Genomic DNA, 13,449 nt, shown 5'->3' on the forward strand with positions numbered 1-13,449 from the left:
TATAAACTGTTTCTTGTCGAAAATGAACATTCAATTTTTAACCAAACCACCAAACGCACAATCAATAACTTTATCGACAAATTCAGGTGTAATGGGAGAAAAGGAAACCATATATTTGTAGTAAATAGCACCGAAAATGCAGTCTAACAATAAGCCACTGTCAGCATTAGAAGAAATTTCTCCCCGCTCGATAGCATGTAAAATGATCTGCTTTCCTAATTGTCGCCGTGGTTCAAGCCAACGTTGAACAAAAACTTCCCTCACTTCAGCATCATACTGCGCTGATCCCAACAAATACCTGAACAGCAACCCGCGCTTACTTTGCAACACTTCAATAAGCTTTTTAATGGTAACCCGCATGGATTCTATCACCGGCATCTGTTTGTCATAAATAATTAGCGGTTCAATATCATCAAAGAAAGCATCCATTAAAACTGCTGATACATTCGGCCATCTACGATAAATAGTCGATTTCGCAATGCCTGAATACAAAGCAATATGGTTAATAGTGATATCTGCAATACTTCCACTTTCAGCAAGAACAAGTGCAGCACTCAACACAGTTTTTGTCGTGTCATTATCTCGTGGACGCCCACGTCTTAACGCGGTTCGCCGCTCATTTTCACTCATAAATCCCTCCATCATGCAAATAAAAGCACCCACATTTAGGTATTGACAAATAATACCTAGAAAAGCAAGTTTAGACGCTCTAATTTCGATACCATTAGTTTCGTATTTGATAAAGGTAATCGGAATAGAAAGATATTCCTAGTAAAAAACGGGATGTACTCCGTAAAACCGAACAAATAATTCAATGCTCAACTCATAAAAAATGTTCCCAAGAACATTGATTCTGACTAAAGAAGGGAGGAGAGAAATGTCTGTATATGATGTCGCTATTATTGGCGCTGGACCAGCAGGTTTAGCTGCGGTACAGAAATTGAAAGGAAAAGGTTTACGAGTCGTACTAATCGATAATGGCAAAGCTATTCACGAACGTGATAAAGATAATCTCATTGAGATAACCGAGGGACATGGTGGCGCAGGGCTGTTTTCTGATGGAAAATTCTCATTTTTTCCTTCTGCCAGCGCACTTTGGGAGTTACCAAATGAACTGGAATTACGACAAGCTTATGAATGGACATGCACCACGCTAAATACATATGGTCTGGATACGCCACCATTTCCCACAAATCCCAAAGACTTTACAGTGGGTTCCGGGGAATGGGTATTAAAAGATTATCCCTCTAATTATATGTCTCTTGAAGATAGAATTAATCTTGTTGAAGATATGGTGCAAACGGCAGATGCAGATATCATCACACAAACGAAATTCCTATCTTATAAATACATCAGAAAAAAAGATTCTCTGATTATGAATTTAAGAGACAAAAATGCTAACACTTACCAAATTGAATGCCGACGAATCATTTTGGCTAGTGGAAGATTTGGTCCATTAGAGATTGCTAATCTGGTTGAAAAACAATCCTTCAATCGATTGGAAGTCGGGTTCCGCATTGAACAGCAAAAAGATGTGGCATTTTTTAAAAATATGAAACAACTTGACCCGAAATTAAAGCTTCAGTCGGATGATGGCGCTATTGAATGGCGCACTTTCTGTGCTTGCCGAAATGGCGAAACAGTATTAACAAAAACCCAAGATTTATGGACTGTCTCCGGTCATTCTGACGGCCCCTCTACAGGGCGATCTAACGTTGGGTTTAATACACGTATTCTTGATGAAGATATCGCGGACCGAACGCTCAATAACGTTATTTCCGCCATGAAGCAAAAGGATTCCTATTTTAGAATCAAAATACAAGATGTATTAACCGGAAATGCTCACATAATTACACAACTTGTCTCTATTTATGGCGAAGAGCTGTTCGATAAAATGTTGCAAGGGTTGCGTAATATCATTAAAAAATTTCCTGAAATCAATCACGAAAATACACATATCGTCGGTCCCACATTGGAAGGTGTTGGTTGGTACCCCAGTCTTGACGGCGATTTAAGCCTGGAAACTTCCTCTTATCCTGTATGGGTTGCAGGCGATGCTTGTGGAATTTTCAGAGGCATTGTTGCTGCAATGATTAGTGGTCACTATGCCGCTTCAGCGGTTCTTAAAACCTTGGCAGTAGAGGCCACCTAATCCGTAGGCTAGCTGAATAAGCGGGGGATTACTAATATAGGTAATCCCTATATGTTTACCATAACAAACAAATCTACCCTATCCCGATAATGAAAAAATTAATTTAGGTTTATTATGAAAATATTACATATTTTTGATATGGACGGCACTCTTCTCAGAGGAACCACAGCAAGTCTGGAAATTGCCCGCACAATGAATTGTCTGACAGAACTTCACTTGTTGGAAAAACAATTTGCTCAAGGAGACATAGATACCAAAAAGTTTGCCGCTGAACTACAACTTCTATGGTCAAATTTACAGTACGCTGACGTTACTAAAGTTTTTTATGCCTCACCGTGGATTGAGGGAATAAAAGAAGTTTTTGACGATATCAGAACTAAAGATGAAATATCTATGGTCATTACCCTCTCACCAGATTTCTTCGCCCAACATTTGAGAAAATTTGGGGCTGATATTGTTATTGCATCACATTTCCCTGCTTTACCTTTTCGTGAACCCGTTGATCCAGAGCAGATATTAACGCCGGAAAGTAAATTACAGATAGTAAAAAAATATGTGCAAGAATATGGGCTAGATTTGGAAAAATGTGTCGCCTATGGTGATTCTGACTCTGACATCCCCTTATTTAATGCTCTTACCAATACGGTTGCCATAAATGGGACGGATAAAATACAGGAAATCGCATTAATCCATTATGAAGGCAATGATCTACGGCAACCCTATCAGCTGATACGGAAAAAGCTCAGTTGTGAATAATAGACATATCACTATGAGCTGAAACGTCCTTTTAATTTATAGCGATTACCGGGAAATAACAGCCTGGCACTGGAAACGGTGTAATGAGTCGACCAAGTTCGGCGACTAATTAATAAACAAGGAGCACCCGACTCAATTTGCAGCAACTTACAAGATCGAGGATCGCCAGCAATAGCTTCTACAATGTGTTCACCTTCCGTTAGTGGTGCAATCATTGACAAATAATCGTGCGGCGTAAGTTTAGTAAAATCCTGTTGCAAATAGCCAGGAACCGCTTGAGCATTGACATAACGATCTTCTATCTGAACAGGAACATCGTTTTCATAGTGGACAATAACTGAATGGTAAATCGGCGTACCAGCAATAATGTCCAATTCAGCAGCCTGTTTCACATCCGCATTCAGCTCGGATAATTTTAATATTTTACAGCAATGCTGATGAGAACGAGCTGAAATCTCATCAGCAATGCTGTGAATTTCGAACAACGCAGATTGCCCCTTCGGTTCAGCAACAAATGATCCTACGCCTTGCAGCCGCACTAATAACCCTTCAGCAGTTAACTCACGCAACGCACGATTGGCAGTCATACGGCTACAGTTAAACTGTTTAACTAGTTCAGCTTCAGAAGGGACACGATCATTTGATTTCCATTCACCAGTGTAGATTTTTTCAATGATGGATTGTTTCACTCTGGCATACAGAGGAGCAGGTTTGGCAAATAATCCTGATAAGTGGGTCGTCACAATAAATTCCTTATGCTGTAAAAATGTTAAGTGATTAATTACACTCACTTTATCAGGCTATATTCGCCAAAATAAAAAACACAATAGTATTGTTATCTTAGATAATCAATACCACCAATGTGCTAATTGCCAAGCAATACGTGCTGCGGCTTTTCCACCTATGCCTTGTATATCAAATATTGGATTAAGCTCAACCAAATCAGCCGCCTGTAGTTTACCGCTCTGACAAATTGGCTGAATTAATTGCAGAAGACGTTCCAATGGCACCCCCAATGCGGCTGGCGCAGAGACTGCCGGCATCTGATAAGCAGGTAATACATCCAAATCGATTGTCATGTAAATCAAATCAACTTGCTGGAGTATATCTTGTATCTGCTGTTGTACCTTGTCCAGCATAGTTTCACGACATTGATCGTCCCAGATAATCGCGGCATTCAAGCGGTTTGCTTCATCCACCAATGCCTGCGTATTAGATGCCAAACTTGCGCCAATGCAAGTATAGTGAAACAGGCGTTGGTGTTGCTGACAATATTCAGCAAGTTGACGAAATGGTGTGCCAGAAGTGGGCTGCGGCGACCGCCGTAAATCGAGATGAGCATCAAAGTTAATAATACCAACACGCTGATGTGGAAAAGCATCATAAATTCCAACCCCATGAGCAAAAGCTGTTTCATGTCCTCCCCCAAGCACCAAGGTACGTACATTCTGACGTTGACATTGAGTAACGGCATCAGATAAGGCTTGTTGCGCTTCACTCAATTGATTGGGATTAGCACGAATACTTCCCAAGTCCACCAATCGATCATGCCCTTTATGACTCGCCATATTTGCCAACGACTGCCGCAAATAATCAGGGCCTTGATTGGCGCCCGGCCTACCCTGATTGCGTTTTACCCCTTCATCACATTCAAATCCTAATAACGCGATATAGTGAGAAAATTCTTCCGGCGTAAAATACGGAGATAGTTTAACTGTTTGAAAAAGCCGTAGTGCATTATCCGCTTCTGACAAATCATTTCGCCCTTGCCAAATCGTCGGCGAAGTAGCATGCCATAAATTCATTTACTGCTCCTTATCTGTTATATGCTGGAATGAGTTATAACGCCACGAAACACTCTGCTATTCAAAGGGTTATGACCTAATTCATAGAAAATATCAACGGGATTTTCTGCATCCCAGACAACAAAATCGGCATAAGCGCCCGCTCGCAACTGTCCGTGACTCTGTTCTCTGCCCAATGCACGAGCCGCATGCCGGGTTACACCTAACCATACTTCTTCAGGAGTCAATCCAAATTGGACACATGCCATATTCATGACCATTCGCAAAGAGGCAAATGGGCTGGTTCCAGGATTAAAATCGGTAGATACGGCTATCGGCACATTAAATTGCCGCAATAAATCAATAGGTGGGCGTTGTGTTTCCTGCAAAAAATAGAACGCGCCAGGAAGCAAAACAGCTACCGTACCACTATGGCTGAGCGCCTCAACTCCCGCCTGATCTAAATATTCAATATGATCCACAGAAAGACCATGATAGCGAGCGACCAGTTCACTTCCGCCTAAATGAGATAATTGCTCTACATGACCTTTTACTGGAATGTTCCAATGTTGTGCTTTCTGAAAGAGCCGCTCAGTTTGTGCCAAGTTAAATCCTACGCTTTCACAAAAAACATCTACTGCCTCGAACAGCCCTTTTTGCCAGAGTTGTGGCAGGATATTTTCGCAAATCAGATCCATATAAGCGTCAGGATTATGCTTATATTCAGGTGGACAAGTATGAGCAGCGAGCAATGTGGGACTGATTTCTATCGGATTATGTCGCGCTAAGTTCTGCGCAACTTGTAGCAATTTTTCTTCATTTTCCAGATTTAATCCATAACCCGATTTAATCTCAATAGTGGTTACACCTTCGGCCATAAATGCAGCAAGACGCTGCTGTGCAGCATGTCCAAGTTGTTGATGAGAACTGGCCCGAGTTGCAGAAACTGTCGCATTAATTCCCCCTCCTTGAGCGCTGAGTTCAGCATAGGACATACCATTTAAACGCTGCTCCCATTCATAAGCCCGGTTACCACCAAATACTAAATGGGTGTGACAATCGATTAAACCAGGGGTAATCAAGCGTTGTTGGACATCAATTACCTGACAACGACTCGTCTGTAATGTTGCCGTGGGCAAAATAGCTAAAATTTTGTCATCACGCACCAGCAGATCATGCTCTTTTAATAATCCATAAGCCGCATTAACAGTAGGGTCCATTGTTGCCAGTCTTGCATTACGCCAGATGATATCAGTATCACGCAGTTCTATTGCCATGATCAGCATCCTGTATTGGTCTGTATCTGATATACCCGTCATCTTTCAAGTTGCTTCTTTGTTGGCTGCGCCCGCTCACCCCGGTCACATAGTTATCTATGCTGCCGGAGATTCGCTCCTTTGCCGTCGCGATGCACTTTGGAATCCATAGGGTATAAATCAGGTTTTTAGTTGTATATACATTTATTTTCCAACCGATGGTCATTGTCAAACTATTTTATTGACTACCTGTGGATATACCTTCTTAATCAGCATTTTTAAACCACAAACTCTGTAAAATCAGGTTTCATTAAATATAATCAGGTTTAATCGTTAAAAAGATGCAGTACACTTGTCACAAAATGGTTTAATTAACTGAAAAATGATGAAAAATAAATACTCCTTGGATGAGGAAGAAATTAGCTTATTTCAACAATCGGTAGCAGGCACCAAACGCATCAACCAGGATACCGTCTTACATTCTTCCAGAAGAAAAAAAACCAGCTATATTGCCCCTGAACGAATTCAGCAAGAGCAAATCGATGCCAGCTACTATTTTTCTGATGAATTTCAGCCTAACCTTGATACCGAAGGCCCTACTCGCTATGTAAGGGAAGACACAAACCATTACGAATTGAAGAAATTACGCCGAGGCGATTATTCACCCGAATTGTTCCTTGATTTACACGGATTAACTCAAATGCAAGCCAAACAGGAAATTGGGGCATTGATAGCTGCTTGCCGTCGTGAACATGTCTATTGTGCCTGCATCATGCACGGTCACGGGAAACGCATTCTCAAACAGCAAACGCCTCTGTGGTTAGCTCAACACCCAGATATCATAGCCTTCCATCAAGCGCCAAAGGAATGGGGAGGTAACGCCGCGCTATTGATGCTTATCGAACTTGATGAGCCTTGAGCCTATATACCCGTTATCTTTCAAGTTGCCTCTTTGTTGGCTGCACTCACTCACCCCAGTCACATAGTTCTCTATGTTCCCGGGGATTCGCTCCCTTGCCGTCGCGATGCATCTTGAAATCCATAGGGTATATGTCGCTGAATTATTAGGCTTTTTCTGCCAATTGAGACGGACTGACCTGCCAGACAAGAGTACCTTTGCCAGTCTGGCTGTTTAAATCCACACATATCATTGCAGAAGTTGCAAACATTGGCGGTGTTTCTACCGGGCATAACTCAGCAACTAAATAACTGACTAACGGTAAGTGAGAGACAATCAAAACAGCATTATGACCTTGCTCAGCAAGAAACTGGAGATAACTGCTTACCGTGGCAGCATCACCTGATGGCGTTAACCCCGACAACACTTCTTCACTATCCGGTAAAGATAAGGATTTACGAACAATCTGTAACGTCTGTTCAGCGCGGATATAAGGACTTACCAACACGAGATCAATCTGATGCTTTTGCTGTGCTAACCAACAAGCCATTTTTTGCGATTCATCACAACCACGAGGAGTGAGTTGCCGGGCAGCATCGCTAATTGCATCTAAAGCCGCGTCACCATGACGCATAATAAAAATTTGCATAGTCCACCGTATGAGTGAGTAAGTACAGTTATCCTACTGCTAATAAATATCAGTAATCTCAGTCTGAGTTATATACCCGTCATCTTTCAAGTTGCCTCTTTGTTGGCTGCGCTCACTCACCCCAGTCACATAGTTCTCTATGCTCCCGGGGATTCGCTCCCTTGCCGTCGCGATGCATCTTGAAATCCATAGGGTATACAATAAAAATTGTCTCTACAAAAAACATTTCAGACAGGGTGAACAAGCATTCTACTCAAAACAAAAACAAATAAAATGGTTGGACGACAACCCAATGGATGTTGCTTGAATCTATATCCGTTATCTTTCAAGTTGCTTCTTTGTTGGCTGCACTCACTCACCCCGGTCACATCGTTATCTATGCTCCCGGGGATTCGCTCCTTTGCCGTCGCGATGCATCTTGAAATCCATTGGGTATATAAAGAGATCCTTTTTATTCAAAAACACTCAATACACTTCCGGTGCCTCAACGACACCGGAATTCATTTTTTCATCAATGCAGTATAGGCCACTATGAATAAAAACTTTTATTCTGTTCAGCCATTTTCACTAAACACTCACAAGGTACGAATCTATCGCCATACTGATTTTCCAGCCTACGCAGAATCTCCACTACTCTGGCACAACCAAGGCTATCAATATAACGGAATGGGCCACCAAAGAATGGCGGAAAACCAATGCCGAATACTGCCCCAATATCACCATCACGTGGACTTCTGATAATGCCTTCATCCAAACAACGAACAGCTTCATTAAGCATTAGCATCACACAGCGTTGAGCTATTTCTGACGAGAGCATATGCGACTCAGGTGTTATATTCAGCAAAGTATAAATTGAACTATCAACTTTTTTGCCTTTCTTGCCAAACTGCCAAAATTTTCTGGACTCTGATGCATATAAATAGAAACCACGGCCATTTTTCCTACCCTTACGACCATCTTTCAGTACAGCATCGAGAGATTCAGGAGCGGCAAAACGCGGACCTAGTTGTTCCACCAGAATCGGCATGATTTTGGTGCCAACATCAATGCCCACTTCATCTAATAAATTAATCGGCCCGACCGGGAAACCAAAATTAACCAGAGCTTTGTCTATATGATCAATGGGCTCTCCTGCTACCAGACAATGCGCGGCCTCACTAATATAAGGGACAAGAATCCGGTTTACATAAAATCCGGCTTTATCACCAACCACGATAGCAGTCTTACCCTGTTTCTTCGCCAAAGCAACTGCTGTAGCAATCGTTTTCTCACTGGTCCCTTGATGTGGAATCACTTCCACCAGCGGCATCTTATCCACTGGACTAAAATAATGCAGACCAATCACCTGCTCTGGTCGTTGGGCTTTTTCAGCAATCTGATGGATAGGTAGTGAAGACGTATTAGATGCAAATATGGTTTCTGGTTTAGCATTTTTTTCAATTTCTGCCACCATTTGCTGTTTCAATGGCAAATCCTCAAACACTGCTTCAACAACAATATCGGTTTGCCCGAAACCATGATAATCCGTCGTTCCTGAAATCAGCATCATTTGTTGAGCACGCTCTGCCGGGCGTAGTCGTTTTTGCTTCACCCGTTTGGACAACAAATCCCAAGTATATTTCAGTACCTGACTAATGCCCTTCTCGTTAATATCTTTAATCCGTACCGGTAGTTTGCCACGGGTGGCTGTTACATTCGCAACGCCTCCGCCCATCAGGCCACCACCTAACACACCAACACGCTTAATTTCCGCCGGTTTCTCTGATGAACCCGTTTCACTCTTCAACGAAGTTGCAGCAAAAAACAGATTACGTAAAGCGGCAGATTCCCGAGTCATTGCCAGTTCACCAAATGCTACCGCCTCAGCCTGTAAACCCTGACTCATGCCTTTTTCAACACCTTCTTTGACAACATCAATAATTCGTTCAGGTGCAGGATAATGCCCACGAGTTTTCGCCAGCGTCTTTTTACGAACGATATTAAACAAAAAGTATCTTCCTAAGGGGCCAACTAATAATCGTTGTTGCCACGGCAAAGGTTTACGAATAGGAATACCCTTTTTGACTTTTTCGATAGCAATATCCAGCAGAATATCCAACGGCACAGCATCATCCACCAATCCGAGCCGTAATGCCTGTTTCGCCCGTAGCTGTTTACCAGTCAGAATGATATCCAACGCTGAACTGACGCCAATAAGCCTTGGCAACCGCTGAGTACCACCGGAACCGGGTAATAACCCAAGTTGAACTTCAGGTAATCCAAGACGAGTCTTATCATCCAGTGAACATACACGCCAATGACATGCAAGCGCCAGTTCCAAACCTCCCCCCAAACAAGCGCCATGAATTGCTGCTACGACAGGCAAGGGGTAATTAGCTATCTGAGAAAAGAGTTTCTGCCCCTTTTCAGCCAAATCTCGCGCATCTTCTTTGGTCTTACATCCGGCAATCATAGAAATATCAGCACCGGCAATAAACGTATCCGGCTTACCGGAAATCAATATTAATCCTTTAAGACCAGAAGATTGCTGAGCTTGTTTGAAAACATTCAGAAACTGATCAACAAATTCTGCTTTCAGCGTATTTACCTTTTCTCCCGGCACATTAATGGTGATAACGCCGATCTTATCTGGCCTGACATTAAAACTGAAGACAGAAGCAGTTTGGTTTGTATCCATCGTGATGGGTGCAGCATCATGTTGAGCCTGAGTCATTATTCCACCTCCAATACCATAGCTGTGCCCAACCCGCCAGCAGCACAAGCGGTTGTCAACCCAAGCCCACCGCCACGACGACGCAACTCATTCAATACTTGCGTCACCATACGAGCTCCTGTCGCTGCGAATGGGTGCCCATAAGCGATTGAACCGCCTAAGACATTAAATTTGTCCATATCGACTTCACCAATCGCCTGAGCACGCCCTAATTTATTACGAGCAAATTCATCACTGGCAAACATTTTCAAGTTTGCCAGTGTCTGAGCGGCAAAAGCTTCATGCATATCGATTAAAGTCAGATCTTTCAGTGTAATACCTGCACGATCAAGCGCTATTGGCGTAGCGTATGACGGCCCTAATAACATATCTTGCCAGACATCAATGGCTGAGAATGCATAACTACGCAGATAACCAAGCGGTTTTGCCCCCAATGCCTTAGCCACTGATTCACGCATCAATATAACTGCCGCTGCGCCATCCGTCAGCGGTGTACTGTTTGCAGCAGTGACCGTTCCGTACTTACGGTCAAATGCCGGACGCAGCTTCGCATAAGAGGTCAGCACAGAATTTTTACGAATATTATTATCTTCAAGCAATGCTTCACGGTACGGTGGGAAGTGAGCTGTCATGACTTCATCAACCAACAATCCCTGCTCCCAAGCTTTCGCAGCCAGAATATGGGAGCGGTGTGCTAATGCATCCTGATCTTCTCGACTGATACGGTAAGTCTTCGCCATCTGTTCCGCGGTATCTCCCATCCGCAGACCTGTCGAATATTCCGCTACCGCCGGAGATACAGGCAATAAATCGCGAAATTTAAGGCGGCTAAGTAACTTAAGGCGTTGCGATAACGTTTTAGCCTTATTCATATCCACCAAAGTACGAGCCAGGGATTTAGTCACGCCAATCGGCAATACAGACGAAGTATCGGCTCCGCCAGCAATCCCGATATTCACCGTGCCAGCCATAATGCTTTCAGCCACATTGGCAATCGCCTGAAAACTGGTGGCGCATGCACGGGAGACACTGTAAGCATCAGTACTCACACTTAACCCAGTACCAAGAACGATTTCACGAGCAATATTTGGCGCTTCCGGCATTTGCACCACTTGCCCAAACACCAATTGGTCAATCTTTTCAGGGAGTAAACCACTCCTAGTCACAAGTTCGCTGACGACTGATTTACCCAAATCCACAGCCGGTATGCCGTGATACGATGTTGCCTGTTTAGCAAATGGAATGCGTAGCCCGCTGACAATGGCGATACGATCACCTTGCTGTGTCACTTTTGTTAAAGGACGACTCATAACGGCTCCTGAAAGATTATCGTTAACTGAATCAAATTACTGAAAAAACTTTTCAACCAATCTGGACAGGTCTGACCTGATAGATCATTGTTAGCGTAATGTTTATAAATAGCAAACCTGAATAAACCAAAAATGAGAGGAAGCGCAACTTTAATTTATTTAATGGCTAAATGGTTTCAATACTTATTCGAACACGTTCGCAAGCTGCTTTTTGCAACACCGGTCTATTACACCAGTCATAATTCCATTACTAAAATATTCATAATGAATTCTAATATCTGATCCCTCTTATACTACCGAGAAACTCTCACTACCTCTTAAAGGATATTTATCTGCCGAAATTTGATCTTAAAAAATCATTTTTAAACGTTTTTATTAATATCAAAAATCATTTTTTTGTTAACTGAGTCGCGTTTTTGATATCAACTTGGTAATATTTTAAAAACATCCTTGCAACATCAACTGTTGTCAGACCTATACTTCACGACTGGTCTGATTTGTCAACAAGACAAACCGATCCTACAATCCTGCGCTCCTTGCTAAAGATAAGTGGCATAGTTAAATAATAAACAAGAGGGTTTTGGTTATGAACCAGAAAAACCTGTTCACCCGTTCAGCATTAGCGGTTGCAGTGGCAATAATTTCATCGAATGCTGGCGCTGCTGGTTTCCAGTTAAATGAATTTTCTACTTCGGCTTTGGGCCGCGCTTTTTCCGGGGAAGGCGTTGTTGCTGATAACGCAGCGGTAGGAAGCCGTAACCCAGCAGCAATGACACTGTTTGATCGCCCATCATTCTCTATTGGCGCCGTCTATATCAACCCAGATGTTGATATTACCGGTAAATCCCCAGTAACAGGCAAAAGTACTAACGCTAAAAATATTGCTCCTACCGCTTGGATACCTAACATACATTTCATTATGCCAATCGATGATCAATGGTTTGTTGGTACTTCGGTCACCACCAACTTCGGCCTGGCAACGGATTTTAGCAATAACTATGAAGCAGGCCCTATCGGCGGTAAAACTGACCTGACAACGTTGAACTTCAACTTAAGCGGTGCTTATAAACTGAATGATCACTTCAGCTTTGGTTTAGGACTGAACGCTGTTTATGCGGATGCAGAAATCGTCCGTCATGCGGGCGCTCTGTCATATCACCCTAAATTACCAAAAGGTCTCATAAAACCAACTGATGAAGTTGCTAATCTGTCAGGCAAAGATTGGGGCTATGGTTGGAACGCAGGCATCATGTATGAAGTGGATGAAAATAACCGTTACAGCCTGACTTACCGTTCTAAAGTTAAAGTTAAGTTTAAAGACGGCGATTATAAAAATGACGTGCCTGTTGCGCTAGGTCAAATGCTGGAAAAAGCGGGAGTGAATTTACCTGCTACTGGAGGCAAAACCATTGGCGGTAGATTGGATCTCAATTTGCCAGATATCTGGGAGATTTCCGGTTATAACCGCGTAGCGCCTAAATGGGCTATCCACTATAGCCTGGCGTATACAGGCTGGAGTGAGTTTAATGAATTGAAAGGGACCAGAAATAAAGACGGCTCCGTCCTGTTCAGTAAACATGAAGGCTTCAAAGATGCCTACCGTATTGCTTTAGGTACAACTTACTATCACGACGACAACTGGACATTCCGTACAGGTATCGCCTTTGATGACAGCCCAATTCCGGCTGAAAACCGTTCTATTTCCATTCCGGACCAAGATCGTTTCTGGCTAAGTGCTGGCGCAACCTACGCATTTAACAAAGATGCTTCTGTTGATGTAGGTGTTTCATATATGCACGGTCAGAAAGTCACAGTTAAAGAGAAATTGTCTGAAGCATTGCCTTACGCATATGAATTCGAAGCTAAAGGTACTGCTTGGCTGTATGGTGTGAACTTCAACTACGCATTCTAATAACATTCCACCCTAAAAA

General features: G+C 42.8%; 11 protein-coding genes. 4 read left to right on the forward strand and 7 right to left on the reverse strand.

The window, feature by feature from the left end:
• Positions 1–30: 30 nt before the first annotated feature.
• The gene (locus tag OO184_RS07210; protein ID WP_265378592.1) at positions 31–630 is read right to left on the reverse strand and encodes a TetR/AcrR family transcriptional regulator; all 600 of its coding nucleotides are present in this window, start codon (positions 628–630) and stop codon (positions 31–33) included.
• Positions 631–877: 247 nt separating this feature from the next.
• On the opposite strand from OO184_RS07210, the gene OO184_RS07215 reads away from it, so the two are divergent.
• On the forward strand, positions 878–2,152 hold the full coding sequence (locus OO184_RS07215; protein WP_265378593.1) for an FAD-dependent oxidoreductase: 1,275 nt from the start codon (positions 878–880) through the stop codon (positions 2,150–2,152).
• Positions 2,153–2,266: 114 nt separating this feature from the next.
• Complete coding sequence (locus tag OO184_RS07220; RefSeq protein ID WP_265378594.1) at positions 2,267–2,908, forward strand: HAD family hydrolase; 642 nt, start codon at positions 2,267–2,269, stop codon at positions 2,906–2,908.
• An 11-nt stretch (positions 2,909–2,919) separates the two neighbouring features.
• Here the strand turns inward: OO184_RS07220 and hutC are convergent, their stop codons facing one another.
• The 3 genes from hutC to hutI form a co-directional block, all read right to left on the reverse strand.
• The gene (gene hutC / locus OO184_RS07225; RefSeq protein ID WP_265378595.1) at positions 2,920–3,651 is read right to left on the reverse strand and encodes a histidine utilization transcriptional repressor HutC; all 732 of its coding nucleotides are present in this window, start codon (positions 3,649–3,651) and stop codon (positions 2,920–2,922) included.
• Between the two features lie 105 nt (positions 3,652–3,756).
• Positions 3,757–4,713, reverse strand: a complete 957-nt coding sequence (gene hutG, locus OO184_RS07230; protein WP_265378596.1) for a formimidoylglutamase — start codon at positions 4,711–4,713, stop codon at positions 3,757–3,759.
• A 17-nt stretch (positions 4,714–4,730) separates the two neighbouring features.
• Positions 4,731–5,969: an imidazolonepropionase gene (gene hutI / locus OO184_RS07235; protein WP_265378597.1), complete on the reverse strand. Its 1,239-nt coding sequence runs from the start codon at positions 5,967–5,969 to the stop codon at positions 4,731–4,733.
• A 364-nt stretch (positions 5,970–6,333) separates the two neighbouring features.
• Between hutI and smrB the strand changes: the two genes are divergently transcribed.
• Positions 6,334–6,867: an endonuclease SmrB gene (gene smrB / locus OO184_RS07240; RefSeq protein ID WP_088371019.1), complete on the forward strand. Its 534-nt coding sequence runs from the start codon at positions 6,334–6,336 to the stop codon at positions 6,865–6,867.
• 145 nt (positions 6,868–7,012) lie between these two features.
• Here the strand turns inward: smrB and sixA are convergent, their stop codons facing one another.
• The 3 genes from sixA to fadI all read right to left on the reverse strand — a co-directional run bounded on the left by sixA (position 7,013) and on the right by fadI (position 11,518).
• A complete protein-coding gene (gene sixA, locus OO184_RS07245; protein WP_265378598.1) occupies positions 7,013–7,495 on the reverse strand; it encodes a phosphohistidine phosphatase SixA in 483 nt (160 codons plus the stop codon).
• Between the two features lie 529 nt (positions 7,496–8,024).
• On the reverse strand, positions 8,025–10,208 hold the full coding sequence (fadJ, locus tag OO184_RS07250; protein WP_265378599.1) for a fatty acid oxidation complex subunit alpha FadJ: 2,184 nt from the start codon (positions 10,206–10,208) through the stop codon (positions 8,025–8,027).
• Positions 10,208–11,518 (reverse strand): acetyl-CoA C-acyltransferase FadI, encoded by a 1,311-nt coding sequence (gene fadI, locus OO184_RS07255; RefSeq protein WP_265378600.1) that lies wholly within the window; start codon positions 11,516–11,518, stop codon positions 10,208–10,210. Before fadI ends, fadJ begins: the two co-directional genes overlap by 1 nt.
• 586 nt (positions 11,519–12,104) lie before the next feature.
• Between fadI and fadL the strand changes: the two genes are divergently transcribed.
• Positions 12,105–13,430 (forward strand): long-chain fatty acid transporter FadL, encoded by a 1,326-nt coding sequence (gene fadL / locus OO184_RS07260; protein ID WP_049584295.1) that lies wholly within the window; start codon positions 12,105–12,107, stop codon positions 13,428–13,430.
• Positions 13,431–13,449 lie beyond the last annotated feature (19 nt).

Source organism: Photorhabdus aballayi, from assembly GCF_026153155.1.
In the GTDB taxonomy this organism is placed as follows: domain Bacteria; phylum Pseudomonadota; class Gammaproteobacteria; order Enterobacterales; family Enterobacteriaceae; genus Photorhabdus; species Photorhabdus luminescens.